Annotated in this window: 22 protein-coding genes and 1 pseudogene; 10 read left to right on the top strand and 13 right to left on the bottom strand. The window is 71.4% G+C overall.

Going from position 1 to position 25,771, the window contains the following annotated elements:
- Positions 1-14: 14 nt before the first annotated feature.
- Together ACWCQS_RS04905 and ACWCQS_RS04900 are read right to left on the bottom strand one after the other, a co-directional pair.
- Positions 15-1,139 (bottom strand): GNAT family N-acetyltransferase, encoded by a 1,125-nt coding sequence (locus tag ACWCQS_RS04905; RefSeq protein WP_451003137.1) that lies wholly within the window; start codon positions 1,137-1,139, stop codon positions 15-17.
- 279 nt (positions 1,140-1,418) lie between these two features.
- On the bottom strand, positions 1,419-2,291 hold the full coding sequence (locus ACWCQS_RS04900; RefSeq protein WP_451003509.1) for a helix-turn-helix transcriptional regulator: 873 nt from the start codon (positions 2,289-2,291) through the stop codon (positions 1,419-1,421).
- A gap of 136 nt (positions 2,292-2,427) precedes the next feature.
- Here ACWCQS_RS04900 and ACWCQS_RS04895 point away from each other — a divergent pair, with 136 nt between their 5' ends.
- The 8 genes from ACWCQS_RS04895 to ACWCQS_RS04860 all read left to right on the top strand — a co-directional run bounded on the left by ACWCQS_RS04895 (position 2,428) and on the right by ACWCQS_RS04860 (position 10,555).
- Entirely contained in the window at positions 2,428-3,225 is a 798-nt protein-coding gene (locus tag ACWCQS_RS04895; protein WP_451003136.1) for an SDR family oxidoreductase, read from the top strand.
- Between the two features lie 46 nt (positions 3,226-3,271).
- Positions 3,272-4,201, top strand: a complete 930-nt coding sequence (locus tag ACWCQS_RS04890; protein WP_451003135.1) for an SDR family NAD(P)-dependent oxidoreductase — start codon at positions 3,272-3,274, stop codon at positions 4,199-4,201.
- A 27-nt stretch (positions 4,202-4,228) separates the two neighbouring features.
- Positions 4,229-4,444, top strand: a complete 216-nt coding sequence (locus ACWCQS_RS04885) for a tautomerase family protein (RefSeq protein WP_450987193.1) — start codon at positions 4,229-4,231, stop codon at positions 4,442-4,444.
- 47 nt (positions 4,445-4,491) lie between these two features.
- A complete protein-coding gene (locus tag ACWCQS_RS04880; RefSeq protein WP_451003134.1) occupies positions 4,492-4,908 on the top strand; it encodes a PaaI family thioesterase in 417 nt (138 codons plus the stop codon).
- 687 nt (positions 4,909-5,595) lie between these two features.
- Complete coding sequence (locus ACWCQS_RS04875) at positions 5,596-7,767, top strand: TIM-barrel domain-containing protein (RefSeq protein ID WP_451003508.1); 2,172 nt, start codon at positions 5,596-5,598, stop codon at positions 7,765-7,767.
- Positions 7,768-7,892: 125 nt separating this feature from the next.
- Complete coding sequence (locus tag ACWCQS_RS04870; protein ID WP_451003133.1) at positions 7,893-9,101, top strand: carbohydrate-binding protein; 1,209 nt, start codon at positions 7,893-7,895, stop codon at positions 9,099-9,101.
- A 124-nt stretch (positions 9,102-9,225) separates the two neighbouring features.
- Complete coding sequence (locus ACWCQS_RS04865) at positions 9,226-10,002, top strand: polysaccharide lyase family 7 protein (protein WP_451003132.1); 777 nt, start codon at positions 9,226-9,228, stop codon at positions 10,000-10,002.
- A 91-nt stretch (positions 10,003-10,093) separates the two neighbouring features.
- Positions 10,094-10,555, top strand: a complete 462-nt coding sequence (locus tag ACWCQS_RS04860) for a hypothetical protein (RefSeq protein ID WP_451003131.1) — start codon at positions 10,094-10,096, stop codon at positions 10,553-10,555.
- Between the two features lie 27 nt (positions 10,556-10,582).
- Here ACWCQS_RS04860 and ACWCQS_RS04855 read toward each other — a convergent pair whose 3' ends face one another.
- From ACWCQS_RS04855 to ACWCQS_RS04845, 3 genes are all read right to left on the bottom strand, one after another.
- Positions 10,583-13,957: a pyruvate carboxylase gene (locus ACWCQS_RS04855; protein ID WP_451003130.1), complete on the bottom strand. Its 3,375-nt coding sequence runs from the start codon at positions 13,955-13,957 to the stop codon at positions 10,583-10,585.
- A 157-nt stretch (positions 13,958-14,114) separates the two neighbouring features.
- Positions 14,115-14,996 (bottom strand): hypothetical protein, encoded by an 882-nt coding sequence (locus ACWCQS_RS04850; protein ID WP_451003129.1) that lies wholly within the window; start codon positions 14,994-14,996, stop codon positions 14,115-14,117.
- 133 nt (positions 14,997-15,129) lie between these two features.
- Positions 15,130-15,279, bottom strand: a complete 150-nt coding sequence (locus ACWCQS_RS04845; RefSeq protein WP_451003128.1) for a hypothetical protein — start codon at positions 15,277-15,279, stop codon at positions 15,130-15,132.
- 940 nt (positions 15,280-16,219) lie between these two features.
- Here ACWCQS_RS04845 and ACWCQS_RS04840 point away from each other — a divergent pair.
- Positions 16,220-17,209, top strand: coding sequence for an aldo/keto reductase (locus ACWCQS_RS04840; RefSeq protein ID WP_451003127.1), 990 nt, complete (start codon positions 16,220-16,222; stop codon positions 17,207-17,209).
- A 384-nt stretch (positions 17,210-17,593) separates the two neighbouring features.
- Here ACWCQS_RS04840 and ACWCQS_RS04835 read toward each other — a convergent pair.
- The 5 genes and pseudogenes from ACWCQS_RS04835 to ACWCQS_RS04815 all read right to left on the bottom strand — a co-directional run.
- A pseudogene (locus ACWCQS_RS04835) lies at positions 17,594-18,598 on the bottom strand (MFS transporter); the annotation flags it as partial.
- On the bottom strand, positions 18,592-18,900 hold the full coding sequence (locus ACWCQS_RS04830; RefSeq protein WP_451003126.1) for a hypothetical protein: 309 nt from the start codon (positions 18,898-18,900) through the stop codon (positions 18,592-18,594). The gene ACWCQS_RS04830 and the pseudogene ACWCQS_RS04835, both read right to left, overlap by 7 nt.
- 554 nt (positions 18,901-19,454) lie before the next feature.
- A complete protein-coding gene (locus ACWCQS_RS04825) occupies positions 19,455-20,198 on the bottom strand; it encodes a metallophosphoesterase family protein (RefSeq protein ID WP_450983717.1) in 744 nt (247 codons plus the stop codon).
- Positions 20,195-20,473: a hypothetical protein gene (locus tag ACWCQS_RS04820; protein WP_451003125.1), complete on the bottom strand. Its 279-nt coding sequence runs from the start codon at positions 20,471-20,473 to the stop codon at positions 20,195-20,197. The genes ACWCQS_RS04825 and ACWCQS_RS04820 overlap by 4 nt, the downstream gene beginning before the upstream one ends.
- A complete protein-coding gene (locus ACWCQS_RS04815; protein WP_451003124.1) occupies positions 20,470-21,147 on the bottom strand; it encodes a hypothetical protein in 678 nt (225 codons plus the stop codon). The genes ACWCQS_RS04820 and ACWCQS_RS04815 overlap by 4 nt, the downstream gene beginning before the upstream one ends.
- A gap of 287 nt (positions 21,148-21,434) precedes the next feature.
- Between ACWCQS_RS04815 and ACWCQS_RS04810 the strand changes: the two genes are divergently transcribed.
- Positions 21,435-22,589: a PP2C family protein-serine/threonine phosphatase gene (locus ACWCQS_RS04810; RefSeq protein ID WP_451003123.1), complete on the top strand. Its 1,155-nt coding sequence runs from the start codon at positions 21,435-21,437 to the stop codon at positions 22,587-22,589.
- Between the two features lie 85 nt (positions 22,590-22,674).
- On the opposite strand, the gene ACWCQS_RS04805 is transcribed toward ACWCQS_RS04810, so the two are convergent.
- The 3 genes from ACWCQS_RS04805 to ACWCQS_RS04795 all read right to left on the bottom strand — a co-directional run bounded on the left by ACWCQS_RS04805 (position 22,675) and on the right by ACWCQS_RS04795 (position 25,670).
- Positions 22,675-24,390 carry an RICIN domain-containing protein gene (locus tag ACWCQS_RS04805; RefSeq protein WP_451003122.1) on the bottom strand — a complete coding sequence of 572 codons (1,716 nt, stop codon included), beginning with the start codon at positions 24,388-24,390 and terminating at the stop codon, positions 22,675-22,677.
- Positions 24,391-24,505: 115 nt separating this feature from the next.
- A complete protein-coding gene (locus tag ACWCQS_RS04800; protein WP_451003121.1) occupies positions 24,506-25,006 on the bottom strand; it encodes a hypothetical protein in 501 nt (166 codons plus the stop codon).
- Between the two features lie 178 nt (positions 25,007-25,184).
- Complete coding sequence (locus ACWCQS_RS04795; RefSeq protein ID WP_451003120.1) at positions 25,185-25,670, bottom strand: SRPBCC domain-containing protein; 486 nt, start codon at positions 25,668-25,670, stop codon at positions 25,185-25,187.
- Positions 25,671-25,771: the final 101 nt, after the last annotated feature.

Below are 25,771 nucleotides of genomic sequence, written 5' to 3'. Positions count from 1 at the left end.
AGAACCTGCCAGTACTACCGCTCCGGAAGGTGATTCTTCCGGGCGGCCGGGGAAGCCGCCACGCCCTGGGTGCGCACCCTGCCCACCGTCTTCAGCAGCCGGTCGGCAGGGGCGCGCAGCTGCGGATGGGCGTTGACCGTGTTCCGCAGCCCCCGCACCGGCCTGCGCCACAGCCGGTGGGCGAGCGCCACGGGGTGCGGGCGGGCCGCGAAGCCCTCGGCGACCCGCAGTTCACGGGTCTTGAGCCAGTCCTTGTACTCCTTGTCGCCGCGCCCGAGGTCCACGAGGGTCACCCCGTGCCGGGCCGCCGCCTCGGCGGTCCGCAGATGCATCATCAACCCCGGTGAGTAGTAGTGCAGTTCGGGGTCATAGGCGGTGAACCAGGCCGCCAGCACGGTGCTCGACCGGGGCCCGAAGTGGGCGGCGACCGGCCGGTCGCCCGCGTACAGCACGGACAGCACTCCGGTGAAGTGCTCCTCGCGGACGCGGAAGAGATGGTCGACCAGGCCGACGATCCACGGCCGGGAGAACCGGTCCATGCGGCCGGTCCTGCGGTACTGCGCGGACTTCCAGCGCATGAGGGTGCGCAGCACCTCCGGGTCGCGCTCGTCGAACTCGAACCGCACCTCGCCGATGTCCCGGCCGAGCCGCCGCTCCTTCTTCAACGTGGTCTTGGCCAGGCTCGGGTAGGTGCTCCGCAGCCACTCCGGGTAGCCGCCGTCGCCGGGCTTCACATCGATCACCGGCGAGGCGAAGGTGCCGGTGACGTGCGGGGCGAACGGCCGCTGCTCCTGGACGAGATGGTCGAACTCGAAGATGCTGAGCCCGCAGGCCCGCAGCAGGTCCCCGGCGTTCCAGGTGACCCCGGGCCGGTGCACGAGGGCCTGGCAGTCGGACAGTCCGAGCCCGATGGCCCGTCCGGTGCCGAACGGCCCCCGCTCGTACGCGAAGAACCCGGCCGGTTCCCCGCCCTCGTGCAGGACCGCCACCCGGGCCCCGCGCCGGTATCGGCCGACGCCTGTCGCGAACTCCGGTGCGAGGAAGGGATTGGAGTACTCGGGCGACTCGTCCATCGCGCGGTGCCAGGCCCCGCACAGCTCGGGCGTCAGCTCGCCGGGTCTGTGGATGGTGATCTCCACCTCAGTTCGACCGCCCTTCCGCAGGCTCCGCGAGCGGCGCGCCCGAGGCGGCGCAGACCGGTGAGGCGTGTGGATCATGGCTCATGGATCGCATGGGCGACCGCTCCCCCCATGACGCGCCGGGCGCGTCCTGCCACTCGTTCCGATGTGCGCCGCATCCCCTCCGCGCGCGACTGCTCAAACGTCGCGAAACAGGGCGCACACTGTCAAGGGTGCCTCAGGCGACGGATGATCCGCCACGGGTCCGCCGACTTCGTGACAAGTCTGCTGCAATCCGCCTCATCGGGGGCGGCGGCCCGGCTGTTCCGCCGTGGCGTCCAGGTCCTGAGTGCCGATCACCGAGAGCAGCTCCAGCTGGGCGGCTCCCTCGGTGCCGGGCGGGGCGCTGAACCACAGCAGGCGCTGCCGGCCGTCCTCGCTGAAGAGGCTGTGACAGTCCAGCTCGATGACGCCGAGCGAGGGGTGGACGATCCGCTTGTGGTCGGTGCGGCGCAGGGCCACCTCCCGCTGCTCCCACAGCTCGGCGAACTCCGTGCTGCGCCGCAGCAGCGTGGCCACCAGCCGGGTGACGTCGGCGTCCTTGGCGCGCCGGGCCGCGACCGCCTGGAGGTCGGCGGTGAACACCCGGGAGTGGTGCGGATGGTCCTCGGCCGGGTAGAGGCCGCGGGCGGCGGGGTCGGTGAACCACCGGTACACGAAGCCGCGCTGCGGCCCGCGTCCGCTCGGCATCTCACCGAGCAGCGCCACGGCGAGGGGGTTCTGCACGAGCGGTTCGTGCAGGTCGGTGATGACCTGGGCGGGGGTCGTGGTGAGCCGGTCCAGCAGGCCGAGGAGGGCGGGCTGGACGAGCGCGGTGGGCCCGGACGCCTCGGCCGGCAACGGGCGGTCGGCGAGGTGGAACAGATGGTCGCGTTCGTCGCCGCCGAGCCGCAGCGCGCGGGCGAGGGCGGCCAGGACCTGCGCCGAGGGCTGGGCGCCGCGGCCCCGCTCCAGCTCGGTGTAGTAGTCGGCCGACAGCCCGGCCAGCTGGGCCACCTCCTCGCGGCGCAGACCCGGGACCCGGCGCCGCGGGCCGGTGGGCAGGCCGACGTCGGCGGGGCGGACCCGGTCGCGCCGGGACTTCAGGAAGGCGGCCAGCTCGGCATGGTTCACGCCCTCCATGGTCGCGCCCCGGGGGACGCGTATCCAGGGGTTGCCGACCCCAGGGTGAGCGCAGCCGTGGCTGGCCCGGGCGCGGCGGCCCAGGCTGAAGGAGTTCCGCACCGCCCCGTCCGGCAGGAGACCGCTCATGTCCGCTGAGGAAACAGCCACCCGGGAAACAGCCGCCCAGGAATCGACGCCCCGGGAGTCGACTGCCCGGCCCCGCGTGGCCGTGGTCACCGGAGGCTCGCGCGGCATCGGCCGGGCGACCGTGAGCCGGCTCGCCGCCGAGGGGTACGCCGTGGTGATCGGGTACGCCGGCAACCGCGAGTCGGCCGAGGCCGCCGTCGAGGAGGTCACCGCGGCCGGCGGCAGCGCGGTCGCCGTGCGCGCCGACGTCGCCGACGAACAGCAGGTCGCCGAGTTGTTCGGGACGGCCGCCGCGGAGTTCGGCGGGGTGGACGTCGTGGTCCACGCGGCCGGCCGGATGTATCTCGCGCCGATCGCCGAGCTGGACCTCGCGGAGCTGGACGCGCTGCACCGCACCAACATCCGCGGCACGTTCGTGGTCGCCCGTGAGGCGGCCCGCACCCTGCGCCGGGGCGGCTCGTTCGTCGCCTTCTCCACCTCCGTGGTGGGCCTGGCCTTTCCCACCTACGGCGCCTACAGCGCGAGCAAGGGCGCGGTCGAGGCGCTGACCCTGGTGCTGGCCCGCGAGCTGCGCGGCCGGGACGTCACCGTGAACACCGTGGCCCCCGGGCCCACGGCCACCGAGCTGTTCCTGGACGGCAAGGACGAGCAGGCCATCGCGCGCCTGGCCGCCCAGCCGCCGCTGGAACGCCTCGGCACGCCCGCCGACATCGCGGAGGTGGTGGCGTTCCTCGCCTCGCCGGCCGGCCACTGGATCAACGGCCAGGTCGTGCGCGCCAACGGCGGCATCGTCTGACCCTCCCGGCCCCATCCTGTCCCGATCCCCACGCCATCGAGGAACCATGACCACGGACACTCCCCGAACGACCACCCACACGCCCCGGACCATCCTGGTCACCGGCGCCTCCAGCGGTTTCGGCGCGCTGACCGTGCGCGCCCTCGCCGACGCCGGCCACACCGTCTACGCGGGGATCCGGCAGACGGCCGGCCGCAACGCACCCGCCGTGGCAGGCCTGGACAGGTACGCGGCCGAGCACGGCGTGTCGCTGCACGCCGTCGAACTGGACGTCACCTCCCAGGACTCCGCCGACGCGGCGGTGGCCCGCATGCTGGCCGCCGAGGACCGGCTGGACGTGCTGGTGCACAACGCCGGCCACATGGTCACCGGGCCCGCCGAGGCCTTCACGCCCGAGCAGCTCGCGGACCTGTACGACGTCAACGTGCTGGGTGCCCAGCGCGTGAACCGGGCCGCGCTCCCCCGGCTGCGGGAACAGGGCGAGGGCCTGCTGGTATGGATCGGCAGCTCCAGCACGCGCGGCGGCTGTCCGCCCTTCCTGGGGCCGTACTTCGCGGCCAAGGCGGCGATGGACGCGCTGGCGGTCAGTTACGCCGGTGAACTGGTCCGGTTCGGCATCGACACCGCGCTCGTCGTGCCGGGCGCCTTCACCTCCGGCACGAACCACTTCCTGCACGCCGGCGCCCCCGCCGACACCGGACGCGCGGCGGCCTATGCCGAGCGCTACGGCACCCTGCTCGCGGACCTGGACAAGCGGCTCGGGGCACTGGTCCCGCCGGACGCGGACCCGGCGCAGGTCGCGGCGGCCGTCGTACGACTGGTGGACCTGCCCGCCGGCCGCCGGCCGCTGCGCACCCATGTGGACCCCGCCCGTGACGGCAGCGAGGTCGTCTCCGCGGTCGCCGACCGCATCCGCGCCGAGTTCTTCCGCCGCGCCGGCCTCGACGACCTGCTCACCCCGGGCAGTTCCCTCTGACACCCCTCGAATCAAGGAGGAAAACCCATGCCGTTCGCGAATTTCAAGGTGCCCGCCGGAAGCCTGGACGACGAGCAGAAGGAGCTGCTCGTCACCCGTACGACCGAGTTGTACGTCGAGATCTACGGCGAGCGGGCCCGCGCCGCCACCATGGTCCTGGTGGAGGAGGTGGCGGACGGCGGCTGGGGCATCGGCGGCGGTGTCCTGAAACTCGCCATGCTCCAGGAGCCGTCCGGGGGCTGACTGGCACACTGCCCGATCATCGTGGCACTCACGAAAGGCGGTACGCCATGTCGTCGCATCCCGAGCCTGCCGAGCTCCTGGCCGCGATGCCCTTCGCGGCCGGGCTGGGCATCGAGTTGAAGGAGGCCACCGCCGAGCGCACCGTCGGCTCACTGGCCTGGTCCCGGCAGGCGTGTACGGCGGGCGGTGCCCTGCACGGCGGTGCCCTGATGGCGCTGGCGGACAGCGTCGGGGCGGTGTGCGCCTACCTCAACCTGCCCGAGGGGGCGACCGGTACGTCGACGGTGGAGTCCAAGACGAACTTCCTGCGGGGGGTCACCTCCGGGCACGTCCGTGCCATCGCCCGGCCGCTGCACCTCGGCGGCACGCTCATCGTGGTGCAGACGGACCTGCGCGACGACCGGGACCGGCTGGTCGGCCAGACCACGCAGACCCAGATCGTGCTCCGGAAGAACGCGGGCTGAGCGACCCGCCCGCGAAGGCCGGCCCCTGCTGTCGAGGGGGTCGGCCTTCGCCGTGTCCGGCCGGGTTCCGGGCCCTCGCTATTGACATGAACCTGCGTCAGCCCTGAGGCTTCCTGCTTGAAGTTGCTTGATTCAAGCCTGTTTCGAGCGTTTCCACGCACCAGAGCAAGAACAGTCAGTCCGCAGTACTGCGAGGGGAGCTGTTCCGCCGTGCAAAGATCGCGAAGACTGCGCCACCGTGTGCCGTGGCCGGCCTGGGTACCGCTGGGGCTGGCGACCGCCCTGGCGGGAACCCTGCTCGCCGCCCCGGTGCCCGCCCGGGCCGCCGCCACCTCCGGCGCCGTACTCGACGCCGCGCACAGCAGCGTCAGCTGGCAGAGCCCGGTCTACGCCAAGGGCACCGGCGGCGGCACCGAGAGCTGTCCCGACCCGGCCGCCGACCCCGACGACAAGGTCTGCGACCGCTTCGACCTGACCGTCTCGGTGCCGGACGGCTACTGGGACGACAACCCCGAGGGCGGCGTCCCCCTGTCGATCAGGTGGGAGAAGCCCTCCGACGACTTCGACCTGTACGTCTACGACGACCACGGCAGGCAGGTCGCGTCCAGCGCGGGCACGGCCGACCCCGAGGCCACGGTGATTCCGCGGGCGTCCGGGACGTACCACGTGGTGGTCGTGCCGTACGACGTGCACGACAACTCCTTCACGGGCGCCGCGTACCTGCCCGCCACCACGGACGCGGGCGATCTCACGTCCTTCTCGGGCGGCGACGGCAGCTACACCGTCGAGGCGGGACAGCTCACAGCGCGGGCGGACTTTCTGACGGGAGGCCAACTGCGGCTGCAGGCCGACCCGTCCGGCTCGCTGAGCGATCCGGCGGGCACGGCCATCGTGCGCAAGCAGCCGGCCGTGGAGCGGCGCACCTCGTCCTTCGACGCGGGCGACTACTACGGCATCCGCTCGCCGCAGGCCGTGCTGCGCGTGTACAAGAAGCCGCTGCGTTTCGGGCTGTACAAACCCGACAACCGCACCCGGATCTGGCAGGAGGACAAGCCGCTGCGCTGGTCCACCGGCGGCATGCGGCAGAGCCTCATGCGGGGCGCGGACGAGCAGTTCTTCGGCGGCGGGGAGCAGAACGGCAGCTTCTCGCACCGCGGGCGGACGATGTACGTGGCCAACAGCTTCGACTGGAACGAGGGCGGCTACAACAACTCCCAGCCGTTCTACCTCTCCAGCGCGGGCTACGGCGTCTTCCGCAACACGTTCGCGCCCGGCGTGTACACCTTCGGCTCACCGGTGACCACGGGCCAGCAGGAACGGCAGCTTGACGCCTACTACTTCATCGGCGATGCCAAGCAGGTCATCGGCAAGTACACGGCGTTGGCGGGCAGGCCCTTCATGCCGCCGGTGTACGGTCTCGAACCCGGCGACTCCGACTGCTACCTGCACAACGCCAACCGGGGCGAGCGGCACACCCTGGACGCGTTGAAGATCGCCGACGGGTACACACAGCACCAGATGCCCCTTGGCTGGATGCTGGTCAACGACGGCTACGGCTGTGGGTACGAGAACCTTCAGCAGACCGCCCAGGGCCTGCAGGACCACCACGCCCAGCTCGGCCTGTGGACCCAGGACGGCATCGACAAGCTCGCCGACCAGGTCAGGGCGGGCCAGCGGGTGGCCAAGCTGGACGTGGCCTGGGTCGGCAACGGCTACAAGTTCGCGCTCGACGCGTGCGACGCCGCCAAGAAGGGGATCGAGGACAACAGCGGTGCGCGCGGCTTCGTGTGGCTGCCGGTGTCCTGGGCGGGCGCCCAGCGCTGCGGGGTGCTGTGGAGCGGCGACCAGAAGCTGTCCTGGGACTACATCCGCTGGCAGATCCCGACCTATGCCGGGGCGACCATGTCCGGTATCGCCTACAACACCGGTGACGTGGGCAGCATCTACCGCCACGACGCGAAGATGTACGCCCGCGATCTGCAGTGGAAGGCGTTCCTGCCGGCCATCATGACCATGGACGGCTGGGCGACCGACCTCGCCACCGACAAGCCCGCCGACCAGCAGCCCTGGCTCGACGGCGAGCCGTACACCTCCATCAACCGGAAGTACCTGCAGCTGAAGGAGCGGCTGCTGCCGTACATGTACACGCTCTCCGCCGAGGCGGCGAAGACCGGTGTCGGCGCGGTGCGGCCGCTGTGGCTGGAGTACCCGGACGACCCGGACACCCTGTCCGACCAGGCGAAGTACGAGTTCCTGTCCGGCCCCGACCTCCTCGTCGCCCCGGTCTACCAGGACTCCGACACGCGCGACGGCATCTATCTGCCGAAGGGCACCTGGACCGACTACTGGTCCGGCCGCACCTACCAGGGCCCGACCACCCTCAACGGCTACCACGCCCCGCTCGACACGCTCCCGCTGTTCGTGCGCGAGGGCGCGATCGTGCCGATGTGGCCGAAGGGGACGACGAGTTGGCAGATCCGGGACCGGCACGAGCTGGACTGGGACCTGTATCCGGCGGCCCACGGCACGAGTCACTACACGCTGTACGAGGACGACGGGCTGACCCGCGACTTCATCGAGGGCGCCGCCGCCGTCCAGCGGGTCTCCCTGCACTCCGACGGCGGCGGGACGACCGTCTCGGTGGGCGCGAGCAGGGGCGACTACGCCGGCAAGGTGGACGCCCGCTCCTACCGGTTCACCGTGCACGGCGAGGGGGCGCCCGCGCGGGTCCTCCTCGACGGCCGCCAACTGCCCGCCTCCGCCTGGTCGTACGACGCCGACACACAGGTCACGACCATCACCACACCGAGCCTGCCGCTGGACCGGGGCTTCACCGTGCGACTGACCGAAGAGAGGTAAAGGAATCGCATGGTCTAGTCCAAAGAGAGTTGTTGGTCTAGTCCAACTTATTGACGTGGCCGCAACAGCTCCCGGAGGGTGGGCCTCCCCGCCCTGGGGACTCCCCCACTCTCTGGAGGCACGCAGTGAGACGTCTTCGGGCATGTCTGGGCGCGGCGGCGGCCGTCACGCTCGCCGCCGCCGGCACGACCGCGCTCATGACGAGCAACGCCTCGGGCGCGACAAGCGCGCTGAGCAACCGCTGGTACGCCGCCGCCCCCTATCTGATGCCGCTGGACAACGACCCGCCGGACCCGGCCGCCATCATGGACGCCACCGGCCTGAAGGCCTTCCAGCTGGCCTTCGTCCTCGCTCCCAACGGCGGTGGCTGCTCGCCCACTTGGGGCGGGACCGCGCCCGTCTCCTCCGACACGGCCGTGCAGTCGGTGATCAACACGATCCGCGCCAAGGGCGGTGACGTCTCGGTCTCCATCGGCGGCTACGGCGGCACGAAGCTGGGCCAGGCGTGCGCGGACGCGGCGTCCACGGCGGCGGCCTACCAGCAGGTCATCACCAAGTACGGGCTGCACGCCATCGACTTCGACCTGGAGGAACCGGAGTACGAGAACAGCGCGGCCATCAAGAACGAGATCGGCGCGGCCAGGATCCTCCAGCAGAACAACCCGGGGCTGTACGTCTCGGTAACGACGGCCGGTACGGCGGACGGCACCGGCTGGTTCGGCAAGCAGATGCTGCTGGAGGCCAAGTCACAGGGGTTCACCCCGAACAACTTCTCCATCATGCCCTTCGACGGCGGCTTCAACGGGGCGGCGAGCCAGACCAGCGCGCTGACCAACTTCAACTCGATCCTGCAGTCGACGTTCGGCTGGGACCAGGCGACCGCGTACGCCCACGAGGGCTTCTCCGGCATGAACGGCCGCAGCGACTCGGGCGAGTACTTCACCCAGGCCGACTTCCAGACGGTGCTGGACTACGCGACGAGCCACAACATGGACCGCTTCACGTTCTGGTCCCTGAACCGCGACCGGCAGTGCAGCCCGCCCGACAACGGGGGCCGTACCTCCGGGACATGTTCCAGCGTCACCCAGAACTCCTGGGACTTCGCGAAGTACTCGGTGCGGTTCGCCGGTGTCACCCCGCCCACTCCGACGCCGACGCCGACCCCCACGCCGACACCGACCTCCTGCAAGCCCGCGTGGAGTTCCACGGCGGTGTACACACAGGGGAACGAGGTCTCGTACAACAAGCACAACTGGAAGGCCAAGTGGTGGACCCAGAACGAGGTGCCCGGCGCCTCGGAATGGGGGCCGTGGCAGGACGAGGGCGCCTGCTGAGCCACTTGACGTGTCTGGTTCAGACCTCTAGCTTCTCGGGTCATCAGCGACCAAGGATGCGTTCAGCGTTCATCATGCTGAACGCATCCGCCGTCCGCCTCAGGTTCGCGGAAGGGACCCCCACATGACCCGATCCCGGCTCCTCGCGGTGCCGACCACCGCGGGACTCGCTCTCATCCTCGCCCTGCTCGGCAGCCCCAGCGCGGTCGCCGCCGATCCGCATGTCGCCCCCGGCGGCAACTTCGACCTGTCGGTCTGGGAGCTGCAGGAGCCCGTCGGCTCCCCCGGCAGCCCCACCACCATCCCCTCCTCCCGGCTCCAGGGCCCGAACGGCTACCAGGACGCGTACTTCTACACCGACACCCGAGACGGCGCCATGACCTTCTGGGCGCCCGAGAAGGGCGTGACAACCCCGAACTCCAACTACGCTCGCTCCGAGCTGCGCGAGATGAACCGGGACGGCAGCGCCGCCGACTGGGCGCTGTCCGGCTCGCACCGGATGAGCGCGACCCTGCGCGTGGTGTCCGTGACGAAGAACGTGTGCGTCGGGCAGATCCACCTCGGCAGCGGCGGCTCCTCCACCAAGCCGCTGCTGGAGCTGTACTACCACGCGAAGGGCGACATCGTCCTCGGCACGGAGAACTCGCCGTCCGGCGGGCAGACCCCGCACACCGTGGGGCATGTGCCGGTCGGCAAGACCTGGAGCTACACCATCGCCGTCTCCGGCGGGAACACCGTCGACCTGACCGTCAACGGCACCACCACCCACTACGGGATCCCGTCGTCGTTCCAGCAGTACAAGCAGTACTTCAAGGCCGGCTCCTACAACCAGTCCTCCTCGGACAGTACGACCAACGGCGCTCGTGTCGCGTTCTACGGCCTGACCGTCTCCCACCGGTGACACGCCGCACGACCTGCGCGATTGGTGCAAACGGCCGCACGGTCGTAGCGTCGAGTGGACGGTCGAACACAGCACGACGGTGGGAGCGGCCATGCGCGGAGCACTGGTGGGAACGGCGGTCACCCTGGCGGCAGGAGCCCTGCTGACCACGGCAATGACGACGGCCTCGGCCAGTCCCCCGACCCCCCACGGGACCGGCGTGCAGGCCAGTACGGCCCGGCCCGTCCTGGTGGACTGCTTCTTCCACCGGACCGTCCGCCCGACCGACTTCATCCTGGCCTGCGGCGACGGCAACAGCCGGCTCACCGGACTCCACTGGACCCAGTGGGGTCCGGGCGGGGCGAAGGGCGAGGGCGTGAACTGGGTCAACGACTGCAACCCGTACTGCGCCGCCGGCACCTTCCACCAGTACCCGGTCGTCATCCGGCTGACCGGCGAGCAGCAGTGGAAGAAGCATCCGTCCTTCGAGCGCTACGCACAGATCAGCCTGACCTACACCGGCGCCCGGCCGGATGGGTTCAAGCAGGTCATGACCTACCCGCTCTGGGACTGAGTCCCGGCGAGCGGGTAGGCGCCGAGGTCAGGCGAGCTCCACCAGGAGGTCGCCGCCCTCCACCTGCTGGATGCGGTTGATGGCCAGGCGGGAGACCCGGCCCGCCTTCGGAGCCGTGATGGTGGCCTCCATCTTCATGGCCTCGATCGTGGCGACGGTGGCGCCGGCGGCGACCTCGTCGCCCTCGGCCACCGCCAGGGTCACCACACCGGCGAACGGCGCCGCCACATGCCCGGGGTTGGCGCGATCGGCCTTCTCCGTCACCGGCACGTCCGAGGCCGCGGCGCGGTCGCGGACCTGGATCGGCCGCAGCTGGCCGTTGAGCGTGGACATCACCGTGCGCATGCCACGCTCGTCCGCCTCTCCGATCGCCTGCAGCTCGATCAGCAGCCGGACGCCGGGCTCCAGGTCGACGGCGTACTCCTTGGCCGGACGCAGCCCGTAGAAGAACGCCTTGCTGTCCAGCACGCTGGTGTCGCCGAAGGACTGCCGGTGGGTGTCGAACTCCCGCGTCGGGCCCGGGAACAGCAGCCGGTTGAGAGTCGCCCGGCGGTCCTTTGCGAGGCCCTCGCGATCGTCGGCGGACAGCTCGGGCGCCGGCTTGGGCGTGGCCCGGCCCTGCAGCGCCTTGGTGCGGAACGGCTCGGGCCAGCCGCCGGGCGGGGTGCCCAGCTCGCCGCGCAGGAAGCCGATCACCGAGTCCGGGATGTCGAACCTGTCGGGCGTCTCCTCGAAGTCCTTCGGGGAGACACCGGCACCGACCAGGTGCAGGGCGAGGTCGCCGACCACCTTGGAGGACGGAGTGACCTTGACCAGGCGGCCCAGGATGCGGTCGGCGGCGGCGTACATGGCCTCGATGTCCTCGAAGCGGTCGCCGAGGCCGAGGGCGACGGCCTGGGTGCGCAGGTTGGACAGCTGGCCGCCGGGGATCTCGTGGTGGTAGACGCGGCCGGTCGGGGAGGCGAGGCCCGCCTCGAACGGGGCGTAGATCTTGCGGACACCCTCCCAGTACGGCTCCAGGTCGCCGACGGCCTGCAGGTCGAGGCCGGTGGGACGGTCGGAGTGGTCGGTGGCGGCCACCAGTGCCGACAGCGACGGCTGGGACGTCGTACCGGCCATGGAGGCGACCGCGCCGTCCACGGCGTCGGCGCCCGCCTGGATCGCGGCGAGATAGGTGGCGAGCTGACCGCCGGCCGTGTCGTGCGTGTGCAGATGCACGGGCAGATCGAACTCGCGGCGCAGCGCGGAGACCAGCTTGGCGGCGGCCGGGGCGCGCAGCAGTCCGGCCATGTCCTTGACCGCGAGGACATGGGCGCCGGCCTCGACGATCTGCTCGGCCAGCCGCAGGTAGTAGTCGAGCGTGTACAGCCGCTCGGCGGGGTCGCCCAGGTCGGCGGTGTAGCAGAGGGCGACCTCGGCGATCGCGGTGCCGGTCTCGCGTACGGCGTCGATGGCGGGGCGCATCTGTCCGACGTCATTGAGGGCGTCGAAGATGCGGAAGACGTCGATGCCGGTGGCGGCTGCCTCCTGCACGAAGGCGTCGGTCACCTCGGTGGGGTACGGCGTGTAGCCGACGGTGTTGCGGCCGCGCAGCAGCATCTGGAGGCAGATGTTGGGGACGGCCTCGCGCAGGGCGGCCAGCCGCTCCCAGGGGTCCTCGGCGAGGAAGCGCAGGGCGACGTCGTAGGTGGCCCCGCCCCAGCACTCCAGGGACAGCAGCTGCGGCAGGGTGCGGGCGACGACCGGCGCGACGGCCAGGAGGTCCTTGGTGCGGACGCGGGTGGCGAGCAGGGACTGATGGGCGTCGCGGAAGGTGGTGTCGGTGACGCCGATGGTCGGCGACTCGCGCAGCCGGCGGGCGAAGCCCTCGGGGCCGAGGTCGACCAGCAGCTGTCGGGAGCCGGCGGGCGGCTCGCCGGCCGGCAGCGGCGGCAGCTTGGTGACCGGGTCGAGCAGGTCGGGGCGCTCGCCGTGCGGCTTGTTGACGGTCACGTCGGCGAGGTAGGTGAGCAGCTTGGTGCCGCGGTCGGCGGAGGAGCGGGCGGTGAGCAGGTGCGGGCGCTGCTCGATGAAGGAGGTGGTGACCCGGCCCGCCTGGAAGTCGGGGTCGTCCAGTACGGCCTGCAGGAACGGGATGTTGGTGGCCACACCGCGGATGCGGAACTCGGCCACGGCACGCCGCGCCCGGCCCACGGCGGCCCGGAAGTCCCGGCCCCGGCAGGTGAGTTTGACCAGCATGGAGTCGAAGTGCGCGCTGATCTCCGTACCGGCGTGGGTGGTGCCGCCGTCCAGGCGGATGCCGGAGCCGCCCGGGGAGCGGTAGGCGCTGATCCGGCCGGTGTCCGGGCGGAAGCCGTTGGCGGGGTCCTCGGTGGTGATACGGCACTGCAGGGCGGCGCCGCGCAGGGTGATGGTGTCCTGGGCGAGACCGAGGTCGGCGAGGGTCTCGCCGGAGGCGATCCGCAACTGGGCCTGGACCAGGTCGACGTCCGTGACCTCCTCGGTCACGGTGTGCTCGACCTGGATGCGCGGGTTCATCTCGATGAAGACGTGGTTGCCGGCGGGGTCGAGGAGGAACTCGACGGTGCCCGCGTTGCGGTAGCCGATCTCGCGGGCGAAACGGACGGCGTCGTCGCAGATCCGCTGCCGTACCTCGGGGTCGAGGTTGGGGGCGGGGGCCAGCTCGATGACCTTCTGGTGCCGACGCTGGAGCGAGCAGTCGCGCTCGTAGAGGTGGATGACATTACCCTCGCCGTCGGCGAGGATCTGCACCTCGATGTGGCGCGGGTCGACGACGGCCTTCTCCAGGAAGACGGTCGGGTCGCCGAACGCGGCGTCGGCCTCGCGGGACGCGGCCTCGATGGACTCGCGCAGCAGGGCGGGGTCCGCCACGCGGCGCATGCCGCGCCCGCCGCCGCCCGCGACCGCCTTGACGAAGACGGGGAAGCCGATCTCCTCGGCGGCGCGCACCAGTTCGTCCACGTCGGTGGAGGGCTGGGACGAGCCGAGCACGGGCACGCCGGCCGCGCGGGCGGCGGCGACCGCCCGGGCCTTGTTGCCGGTCAGCTCCAGGGTGGCCGCGCTCGGGCCGACGAAGGTGATGCCCGCCTCCTCGCAGGCGCGGGCCAGTTCCGGGTTCTCGGACAGGAAGCCGTAGCCCGGGTAGACGGCGTCGGCACCGGCCCGGCGGGCGGCGCCCACGATCTCCTCGACGGAGAGATACGCCCGCACCGGATGCCCCGGCTCGCCGATCTCGTACGCCTCGTCGGCCTTCAGCCGGTGCAGTGAGTTGCGGTCTTCGTGCGGGAACACGGCGACGGTGCGCGCGCCGAGTTCGTAGCCCGCCCGGAACGCGCGGATCGCGATCTCTCCACGGTTGGCGACCAGCACCTTGCGGAACATCCTGGATTCCCTTCAGCTGCCTGCCGGCGACGAACACCAAGGTGTCAGCCACGCCCTGCCGTACCTCGCGGCAACCTTAGGGGGTGGCCGCGCATGTGGACGTGCGAAAACCATCACATCGGCGGGGTGGGCAGCGCCACAGGCACACGCGATGGAATCAGCACTCCAGGGAGGTCATCGCGGTGTCCTCCGACCGCTCCTGCGACCCAGCCCGCGACCGTTCGGCGCTCGCCGGTACCGGCACGGTCCGGGGCGGTGCGGACACGGGGGTCACGGATGGGGCCGTGGGCGCGGGCCCGCGGTCCCGGACAGGCAGCAGGGACCGCAGACGGGCCCGCAGTCGTGCGCGGCGGCCGTGCAGCAGGCCGAGGACGATCGCCGAAGCCACCGCGATCAGATGCTCGCGGCCGGCCAGGTTGGGGACGGCGATGGACTCCCACACCATCGAGCCGCCGGTCAGGGTGAACACCACGGGCGCGCGCTTGACCACCGAGAGATAGGTGAACAGGCCGACGACGGCCGCCGACGGTCCGGTGTCGAGCACCCCGGCGTACGTGTGCGGCAGCCCGAAGCCCCACCAGCCGGGACCCAGCGCGATCATCACGCGGGCGGTGAGCGTGCCGGCCACGGTGGTGGCGTAGGAGATCGCCAGCGTCCGGCCCCGGCCCAGGGCCAGTTCGGCCCAGGCGAAGGCGAGGAACAGCTGGGTGATGCCCGCCCACACGGGCAGGTCGAGCGCCGGGACGTACAGAGACACGGGCGTGCGCAGCAGCGACAGCCACAGCGGCAGGTCGGCCCTGACGCCGCCGAGCCGCGTCACCCACACCGCGCCGAGCGGACGCTGGGCGATGGCGTGGAAGAAGATGACGCCGAACGCGGCGACGAAGGCCAGCAGCAGCCCGGACAGTCCGCGCCGCATGAGCCGCCGCACGGGTTCGACAACGATGGCGTGCCACTCGCCCCGCAGCGTGCGCCCGGTGAAGCGGGCGAGCCGTGCGAGCAGCGCGCGGCACCACTCGATGCGCGCTTCAGTCGTCATGAGACACGGCAGCCCATCGCCTTCGGCTCCCCCGTCATGTCCATCGCCCCCTTCACCCCGGTCCCGGCATTCCGGCCTCGGGGCGTTTTTTAGTGATCCACCCGTTTCAGCCGCCATCGTAGAGATGTGCGGATCAAGTGCCGGTGCCGACTTCGACGAGGGCGGCGGGGCGGGCGCGGGGATTGTGGTGCAAGGCCGGGTGGTGCGGGCGGCCGCCGCCGACGCCGGCCGCCGTCCGGAACTCGTCGATCACCTGCTGGTCGCGCCGCTGCCGTTCCGACATGCGCCCGGTCCCTCCCCCGGTGTGGGCCTCTGTGGTGGTGAGACCCGATCGGTGACAGTTCAGCGAGCCGGGAGGCAAGCGTCAAGATCCTTTACGGAGGGACAGGGGTGTGGGAAGACCCACAGGCCCACAGCGGCGGAATCCGGGCCCGGGAGGCAACCTTCACCCCCTCGGATCCGTCCTCCCATGCAGGCCCCTTGAACGGCTCGGCGCGGCGCGGGCCCGAAGCGCGCGAGTCGTTCTCCTCGCGGTCAACGCGCGGGTACAGCCGCTCAGTTCACGGAACGAGCGCGCAACCTTGCCGACGGTGTCGTTCCGGCCGTCCGCGCGCGGCGGCACGGGTGTGCTGATGCTCATCCCGCAGAGGACATCCTCACCGACCCCGCGCCGCCGCTGCCGCGCACCGCCGCGCCGGCCGAGGCTCCGGCCGCCGTGGAGGCCACCGCGGTCCACGAGCCCCACCGCCCCGCCGGAGGAGGGCCCGGCCGGCCTCCCCGAGCGCCGCCGCGGCCGCACCCTCGCCGAGGCCGAACGTTCCCGCTCGGCGCCCCGCTCCGGCGGGCCACGGCCCACGCCCGGCACCGACGCCGGCAAGGCCCGCGCCACCCGCTTCAACAGCTTCCGCCAGGCGGTCCGCCCACCCCGACCTCACACGTCCCGCTCCGCTTCGCCACCGAGGACGTGCCGGTCGGCGACAAGACCATTCGGGAGACGGGGAACCGAACCGGCACATCTCCTTCGGGCACGGCAAGCCGGTGGTCACCCAGAACGACTTGTTCGAGTTGCCGGTGCGGCTGGATTCCCAGCCGCGCTCGGAGCGTTGCTTGACTTGGAGAGCGCTCCAACTCGTAGCGTCGCAGACGTACGGCACGCGGGTGCGCGCATCCGTGTGCCGTACGGAGCGACCATCGAGTGTGTGCAGGAGAGGCTGGGACATCACATGCAGAAGCGCAGTCTGCGGGATCTCGAAGTATCGGCTCTCGGCCTTGGCTGTATGGGCATGTCGGCCTTCTACGGCTCCGCCGACCACGAGGAGGGCATCGCGACCATCCGGCGGGCCCTCGAACTGGGGATCAACTTCCTCGACACCGCGCAGGTGTACGGGCCGCTGACCAACGAGTCGCTGGTCGGCGAGGCGATCCGGGGGCACCGCGACGAGTATGTGCTCGCAACCAAGTTCAACTACCGGATGGACGACGCCGTACCCGGCGACATGTCGACCGTCGGCCGGCAGGACGGCTCCGCCGAGCACGTCCGTGAGTCGGTCCACGGCTCGCTGCAGCGGCTGGGCACCGACCACATCGACCTGTACTACCAGCACCGGGTCGACCCGAACGTGCCCATCGAGGAGACGGTCGGCGCGCTGGGCGAACTGGTCGCCGAGGGCAAGGTGCGGCACATCGGGCTGAGCGAGGCGAGCGCGGAGACCATCCGGCGGGCGCACGCGGTGCACCCGATCACCGCCGTCCAGAGCGAGTACTCGCTGTGGACGCGCGATGTGGAGGCCGAGGTTCTGCCGGCCTGCCGGGAGCTCGGGATCGGCTTCGTGCCGTACTCCCCGCTCGGCCGCGGTTTCCTCGCCGGCCGCTTCACCTCGCCGGACGAGCTGGACGAGAACGACTTCCGGCGCAACAACCCGCGCTTCACCGACGCCAATCTGGAGGCGAACCTGCGGCTGGCGGCGAAGGTGAAGGAGATCGCCGCCGAGAAGGACGTGACGCCTGCCCAGCTGGCCATCGCCTGGGTGCTGGCCCAGGGTGAGGACCTGGTGCCGATCCCGGGTACCAAGCGGCGGACCTACCTGGAGCAGAACGCTGCCGCGGTCGGCATCGAGCTGACCAAGGAGGACCTGACCCGCATCGACGCGGAGCTGCCCGAGGTGGCGGGCGAGCGCTACGACGAGGCGGGGATGCGCGCGGTCAATCGCTGAGCGCCTCAGGAGGTGCCAGCGTCTGCCGTCCGGTGACTGCAGGTCCGTCGTGGTTGTTCGCGCCCGCGCGGCGGTAGCCGCAAATCCGATACAGCCCTGTGCTCCTGCGGGGTGCTGCATTGCGGCGGCCCGCAGGAGCAAGGACGTGCGGCGGATGATCCGGGACAGGGCCCACCCGCCACCCGCCACCCGCCACCCGCCACCCGCCACCCGCAGCGGTATGGCGCAGGCGATCAGGTGGGCCCTGCGGGGCGGCAGCGGGCCCCTGCGCGGCCCTCGGTCCGGATGGGTCCGGCGGGCCCGTACGGTACCGAGGATCGAAGGGCCGTCAGGCCTTGGGTTCCCGGGCGGTGCGGGCTGCCGTCGCGAGGTCCAGGTCAGTGGTCTCGGGGTCAGGAACTGGGAGACCAGAGCGCCTGCGGCGAGGACGGCGGCGCCCACGAGCAGCACGAACCGGGCGCCGAAGTGGTTCAGGCCCATCGGGAGCAGGAAGGTGCCGACGGCCGCGCCGACCCGGCTCATCGCGGTGGCGAAGCCGACGCCGGTGGCACGCAGCGAGGTCGGGAACACCTCCAGCGGGTAGACGGCGGTCAGTGCACTGGAGGCGGCGTTGAGGAAGATGAAGAACAGGAAGCCGCCGACGATGACCGGTGTCGACTTCGGCCACACCGCGACCATGGCGAGCGCGGCGGCGGTGATCCAGAACGGCGGGATGAGCAGCTTGCGCCGACCGGTGCGGTCCACGACCAGACAGCCGGCGGTGACACCGGCGACGGCGGTGAAGGAGTAGACGAGCAACGCGGCGACCGCGTTGTCACCCATGTTCAGGGCGTCGAAGACCTGGGTCCAGAAGGTGCCGATGGAGAAGTACGGCAGCACCAGCACGGCCCAGAACACGCTCGCGAAGACCGCGCTGCGGATGTGATCGCGGCTGAACAGGGCCCGGAATCCCTGGCGTTGGGTCTGCCCTGCCGCACCGAGCTCGGCGGCGACGTCGATCTCGACGCCGTACTTGCGGATGAGGGCGTCGGCCTCCTCGCGGCGGCCCTTGCTGAGCAGCCAGCGCGCCGACTCGGGGATGCCGCCGCGCAGCGCCACGCACACCAGGGCGACGACCGCGCTGCTGGCGAGGGTCCAGCGCCAGCCGCCGCGCACGCCTGCGAAGACGGCACCGACGACGGTGGCGAGGGCGTAGCCGACGTACCAGCTGATCTCCAGGCTGGCCAGCAGTCGGCCGCGGCCCTTGCCGGGGGCGTACTCGGAGAGCAGCGGGGCCCCGATGGCGTACTCGCCGCCGATGGCGATGCCCATCACCAGGCGGATGAGGAAGAGCTGGAGTCCGTCGGTGACGAAGAACTGCAGGACCGAGCCGATCAGGAAGATCAGCATGTCGACGAGGAACACGGGCCGTAGCGGTCGGCGAGGCGGCCGAAGAGCGGGCCGCCGAAGAAGATGCCGATCAGCGGGGAGGCGCCGACCAGGCCCTCCATCACCGTGGACAGATGCAGATCGGTGGTGAGCACGCCCATCGCCATGCCGATGCCGCCGATGATGTAGCCGTCGATGCCCTCGCCGATCTGGGTGGCGAGCTTCAGCTTGGTGTGCAGGCGCCGGCGTTCGCGCAGGAGTTCCGGGGACGGGGAGACCTCAGGTGTGTCGAACTGGTGTTCAGTCGCAGGCGTCGTTGCCATGAACGGTCCTTTGCCGGGAAAGGGGACGGGGGACGGCGGGAGGGATCAGTCGGTGGGCCAGTGAAGGGCGATGTACTGGGTCTCCAGGAACGCCTCGATGCCCTCGCGGCCGCCCTCCCGGCCCAGGCCGCCCCTGACCAGCCGCAAGCGCCAGATCCGCCTGCCAAACCGGCCGAGAAGCACCGGCCACAGCCACCCGACCAGCCCAGAGACACCGGATACATACGGCCCCTGACCAGCCGCAAGCGCCGGACCCGACTGCCAGACCGGCCGAGAAGCACCGGCCACAGCCACCCGACCAGCCCAGAGACACCGCCGCAGCCACCCGACCAGCCCAGAGACACCGGCGTCAGCCACCCGACCGGCAGGGCAGACGCTCGGTATCGCCCCCCTGGTCAGCCACGACACGCTGGATATCGCCCGACGACCAACCGTGCGGCGGGCGCTGGTATGTGCCTTGGACAGCCATGAGGCGCGCGCTCGGTTTCGCCCCACCGGCCAGGAAACGCGCTGCATGCACCCCGACCCACCAGGAAGCGGGCGGTCCGCCCGGCTCAGCCCAGCGCATGCTCCTCGTGGCCCGGCAGGTTGTACACGTGGAAGGCCTGGCCGATGACCGGCTGGGCCACGTTCCGTACGCGGACGCCGCCGCTGGTCATGCCGTGCTCGGTGCCCGCGTGGGCGTGGCCGTGGACGGCGAGGTCGGCGCCGGCGGTGTCGATCGCCTCCGCGAGCAGATAGCTGCCGAGGAACGGATAGATCTCCTGCGGCTCCCCGGCCAGGGTGTCCGGAACGGGCGAGAAGTGGGTCAGGGCGATCCGGACGTCGCAGTTCCGGTCGGCCAGGTCGCTCAGGGCCGCGTGCAGACTGTCGGCGCACCGACGGCTGTAGCGGACGAACTCCTTCATGAGGGGTTCGCCGAACTCCCCGGCACAGCGTCCGACGAATCCGCCGCCGAAGCCCTTGGTCCCGGCGACCCCGATCCGGGTCCCGCCGTTGCCCACCACAGCGGCCTCTCCCTCCAGGACGTGGGCCCCGGCGTCCCGCAGGATCATGCTGACCTCCTCGGGCCGTTCGTCGTGGTGGTCGTGGTTGCCCAGGACGGCGACGACCGGCACCCCGAGGTCCTTGATCTCCCGTGCGACGACTGCGGCCTCCTCGGTCGTACCGTGCCGGGTGAGGTCCCCGGCGAGCAGCAGGACGTCGGCGCACTCGCGCAGCGTCTCGAAGGAGGAGCGCAGCGTGCCCTGGCTCTCGGGGCTCATGTGGATGTCCCCGACGGCCGCGACGCGGATCATGTCAGGTCCTCTCCGTGTTCGGGTGAGGAGGTCCCGGCGACGAGGATGTCGCAGTGGACGGGATGCCCCGCCAGTTCTTCGCGGGCCATGTGGCAGATGTCGTCCCTGCACTGGCTGGACGGCACGGTGCCGGTCAGCAGAATGGCGTCGCCGCGCAGCTCCAGCCGTACGCCGAGCTCTCCGAGGTCCCCGGTGGCCAGGCGCTCGGCGAGATGGGCGACGCGGTAGTCCAGGTTGCCGGCCGCCGACGGGGGCGGCGGGCTCGTGTCGGTCATGGCTGCCCCTCCTGGGGGTCGATCACGTTCAGCCGTTCGAGGAGGAAGAGGAAGGCGGCCGGCATGGGCTGATCGCCGCAGGCCACCCGGAGCGCGTGCCAGTCGACCTTCTCGCGGACGGCGCGGGCCACCGGCAGGACGGCCCCGAAATCGCAGTAGTGCTCGGAGAAGGCGCTGATCAGGCTGTGGATGAGATCGGTCGGGGAAAGGACGGGCATCAGCACCGAGTCGACCGGCAGGACATGGGCGCGATCCAGCATCTCCTCCGTGACGGGCTGGTGCGCGAGCGCGAAGATGATGTCGATGTTCTGCCCACGGCAGGTGGTCTTCAGCAGCCAGTCCTCGGGCGGGGTCCGGATGGGCAGGCCGGCCTCGCCCAAGGTGGCGGCCACCGCCTCGGCGTCGTCGGGCAGCACGCAGAAGTCGGCGTCGTGCTGGAGGTAGCGGCTGCCGCCGTGGGCGTAGACGGCCACGCTGCCCGCGAGCGCGAAACGGTGGCCGGCGCGTTTGAGCAGAGCGCCGATCTCCTTGGCGGCCTCCAGGATCGCCTGGCTGCGGTCCTGCGGCAGGTCCGGTCCTGGCGTGGCGGGCTGGTCCGGTCCGCCCGAGGCGAGGCGCAGCTCGGTGACCTCCGGGCGCCGGAGGGGAGCGGCGTCCTCCCCGTTGTGCGTCATGGCATCTCCGTTCGCGGCCCCGAGGCCCCGGGTCGGCCGGTTCGGGCCCAGGGGCGTACGGGTACCCGGCGCGATCGCACCGACACGGCGCACGGTCGGGCGGGTTCAATGCGGCTCGTCCGCCCCGACCGGCGCCAAGGTGCCGGGTCGCAGATCGCCCTGCACCGCGGCGACCGCCGGCGTGCTCAGCACGCCGAGGCCGGTGACCGTGCCCCGCCGGACGGCGTCTCGTCGGCCTGCGGCCGCACGGGCGTGCATCGTGTGCGGCCCTGGAGCACGCTGGAAGGATGACGTCCTGGCTCAGAGCGGGTCCGCGGCAGCCGTGGCAGTCGGTACACGCTCTGCTGTTGCTCCCGGTCGCGCTCATCGTGGTGATCACGGTGGTGGACATGCAGGCCCCCACCAGCATCCACCTGGGCCCGGCCCTGGTGATCGCGCCCGCGATCACTCCTTCCTTCGCCGGGCCCCGGACCACGGCGGCCGTCGGGGGGCTGGCACTTGCCGCGCAGATCCTCATCGGCTTCACCCACGGCGGGATCGGCACCATGAACCACATCGTGCAGGTCATCACCCTCGGGGTGCTGACGGTGACGCTGGTGGTCTACAGCGCGCTGCGGGAGCGCCGGCAGGCCCAGCTGGCCCAGGTCCGCACGGTCGCCGAGGCCGCACAGCACGTGCTGATGTGGCCGCTGCCCGAGCAGATCGGCCCGCTGCGGATCGCCTCGCTGTATCTGGCGGCGGAGGACGAGGCGCAGATCGGCGGCGACCTGTACGCGGCGACCCGGTGCGACGGCGCGGTACGGGTGCTGATCGGTGACGTGCGCGGCAAGGGGCTGCCCGCGATCGGCGAGGCCGCGCTGCTGCTCGGCGCCTTCCGGGAGAGCGCCCACCGGCACATCCCGCTCGAGGAACTGGCCGATCTGCTGGAGCAGAGCGTCACCCGTTACGCGGCAGATCTGGACCCGCCGGAGGAGGCGGGCGAGCGGTTCGCCACCGCGCTGCTGGTGGAGATCCCGGACCGGGATCCGGTGACCCGGATGACCAGCTGCGGCCATCCGCCGCCGCTGCTGCTGAGCCCCGGCCACGCCGTCACGGTCCCGAGCCTGCACCCCTCCCCGCCGCTCGGGGTGCACGGCAGCAACACCGAACACACGCTGGACGTCTTCTCCTTCGAGCCCGGTGACACCCTGCTGCTGTACACCGACGGCGTGGTGGAGGCCCGGGACGCCCGCGGCCGGTTCTATCCGCTCACCGAGCGGGCCGCGCTCTGGACCGACGACGCCCCCGAGGCGCTGATGCACCATGTGCGACGCGACCTGCTCGCCCATGCCGGTGGCCGGCTGGACGACGACGCCGCGCTCATCGCGCTGCACCGCACGACGGTCGAGCGACGCCGCCACCACGGCCGGGTCGCCGGCGTGAACGGCTTCCGGCACGGGTGAGGGCGGCCGGCACCTGCCGGAAGGCCGGGGGACGCTCGAAGGCCGTGCGCGCTCAGACCGGGGGACGCTCGAAGGCCGTGCGCGCTCAGAAGCCGCCCACGCTCCACTGCTGTACATCGGCCCCGCTCTTCGTCCACAGCGTCAGCCAGGTGCCGTCGGCGAGCGAGTTGCCCTTCGGGGTGACCGCCTTGCCGAGCCGGTTGGTGATCGTGTTGCCGTCCGGGCCGAAGAGCTGCGAGGTCGCTGAGCTGTTGCAGGTCCACAGGGTCAGGACGGCTCCGTCGGTGCCTTCTGCGTCACCCTGCGGGGTCAGGCACTTGCCGCTCGCCCTGTTCACCAGGCGCCCGTCGATATAGGCCCAGCGCTGGCTCTCGGCCCCGGTGCAGTGCCAGACGGTGACGATGGTGCCGTTCGCGGTGCCGTCGCCCTGGGGTGTGGCGCAGACGAAGCCGGGCTTGTTGAAGTCGGACATCCAGCCCCAGCCGTCGACCGCCTTGCCGGCGCCCGGGTCGACCGAGAACACCACCCGGTGCGGGCCGGCGGAGTCCTCCAGCGCCTCGTTCAGCCCCCACAGCCGCCCCGCCTGCGGGTCCCAGGACAGGCTCTCGGTCAGCCACGGCGCCTGGGTGAGGACGTGCGGGGCCTCGCCGGGCCGGGCGACGTGGATGCAGGAGAAGCCCGAGGGCCAGTAGTCGGGGCAGTCGCCGCTCATGTAGTAGTTCTCGCCGTCGGTGGCCGTGCCCTGCACGTTGTACACGGGCGTGGTGTAGCCCGTGGTGTCCGACGAGACGCGGGTCGGCAGGCTCGTGCCAAGCTGGGACAGCGGCCAGCGGACGATCCGGGCGCCGCCGGTCGTGCGGTTCTCCACCGACACCAGGGTGGGTGTGCCGGTGGACCGGTCGATGCTGAGGCTGCTCAGGCACAGCACGCCGTTGCCGGGGCCGCAGGCCCTCGGGTTGCCGCCCGGGAACGGCTGGCTGTCGGTGTCCGGGGTGACGTCCGGTTTCGTGGTGTAGCGCGCCACCAGCGGCAGGGCCCAGCGGTGGTAGCGGGCCGAGGTCCGGCCGTCGCCGCTCAGTCCGGTGGCCGAACCGGAGGTGTCGTTCATGCTCCACAGGTGCGAGAGGTCGTACACCTGCAGTTCGACACCGTTGGCGACGAAGAGCCGGTCGCCGTACCAGGCGATGCCGTCGGCATGCGACTTGTAGGCCAGTTCCTTGAAGTTGCCCTGCACCGGCTCCACGAGTGCCACATGGCCGTACGTCACCTGGTCGCCGGTCGACTGGGCGATGGAGATGCGGGTGTACGACTCGTACGGGCTGTCGGGGTCGTCCTTGACGTACTTCCCGAAGTACCAGGAGGCGATGTACAGATGCCGGCCCGCGTACAGTCCGTCGGCGGTGGCGTCGTGCGAGCCGGTGAAACCCTGCGGCATCCAGCCGCCGACCAGGGTGCCGGAGGAGTCCCGGTCGGTGTAGCCCGTGCGGTCGTCGGCGTCGTCCCAGCAGAAGCCGTCGTACTTGAGCGCGCCGTTCAGTCCGGTGCCGTGGCACAGGGCCGGCCGGCCCGTACGGGAGTTCAGTACGTCGGTGACGGAGGCCCGGGCCACGCCGGCGGACTCGGCCGAGGTGATCAGCCCGGACTTGTCACCGTCCACGCGGGTCAGGGTGAAGTCCGCGGTGAACGGGTCGAGGCCGTCGGCCGCGTGGGCCGACTGGGCGGGCAGCAGCACGGAGGCGGCCAGGGCCGTTCCGAGCGGGGCGAGGAGAAGGCGCCGCAGGCGCTCGAACGTCTGTTTCACGGCGCACAGGTTAGCCACAGCGGACGCACGGCCGCCGGGTTCAACTGCCTTTGCCGTCACGGCAGGCGTGGGCCCCGCCCCGAGTGGGGGCGGGGCGGGACCGCACGCCCCCCGGTCAGCGCACCGACTTGAGGTCGGTGATCTTGAGGGTCTTCGGGTCGGACTGCACGTCGATCCGGCTGACCTCGGCGTTCGGCCCGTCGCTCCAGGTGAGCGTGACCCGACTGGTCGCGTGGCCGGCGCCGGAACCGGTGTAGGTCACCTTCCACTGCACCGGCACGTTCTGCGCGAAGAGGATGCCGTCGGCGTGCTCCTTCTTCTCGAAGGCGGCGACCTTCTTCTGTGCGGCGGCGGAGAGGTAGAAGGCCCGCAGCGCCTTGGCCGCGTCACCGGCGGACTTGTCGTCGGTGGACCAGACGGCGTCGATGTAGGCGCCGTAGAAGTCGGCCACGTGCTGGGTGACATTGCGCGGGTCGCCCTGGGCGGAGGACACGGCGGCGGCACGGGTGGTGTGGCTCGCGCCGGCGCCCGCGAGGGCGGGCGTCACGGCGGCCAGCGTGAGGCCGCCTGTGAGGGCGACGGCGGTGACGAGGGTCTTGCGGCTGCGGACGGACATAGGTCTTATTCCCCCGGTTTCGGTACGACCGGTCCGATCCCGGCCGTCGACGGACCTTAAGACCTCATTTCCCTCGCACCGGTTCCGCTTTCTCTCGGCTTTTTCCCACTCCGTTCCCGGAACATGAGGCAGTCGGATGGTTGTGCCGAATTCCGGTCGTCTTTCCGTGTCCTTTCGGTCATTCCGCCTCGGACGGCCGGCGGGCGTGCGGTCCCTCGACGAGCCGGGCGAGGTTGTCGAGGGCCATGCGGGTGCCCAGTTCGTTGTCCTCGCGGGGGATGTCGTCGGGGACGCCCTCGTGCAGGATCTCCACGTCCGTTCCGCCGTCGGCCGCGGTGAGCGTGGTCGTCATGGTCATGGTGCCGCGCACGGCATCGTCGTCGGTCTCGAACTCGAACACCTCCACCACCAGCGCGTCGGGTACGAGCCTCGCGAAATGGCCGTGGTAGGTGTCCGTGTGCCCGCTCGACTTGCCCGTGGCGGACGGGTCGTCGTAGCTCAGGGAGACCCGGAAGGTACCGCCCTCCCGGGCGTCGAAGGTATGGACGCGGGCGGTCATACCGGCCGGGACGCGCCAGGCCGCGATCGCGCCGGCGTCGGTCAGGACCCGGTACACGGCGTGCGGGGGCGCCTGCACGCGCCGGGAGACTCGGGTGGTGTACATGGGCCCAAGCTACCGGCCGGGGTGCCGCCGACCCGCCGTACGAAAGGGGTGGCGGGGCCGGGGTCCGGGAGGTGGGTGCGGACCCCGGCCCCTGGTCTGTC

The sequence above is a fragment of the Streptomyces sp. NPDC002076 genome (assembly GCF_053593835.1).
Note: the sequence above shows the minus strand (reverse complement) of the source record. Positions and strands in the feature narration are given on the sequence as shown.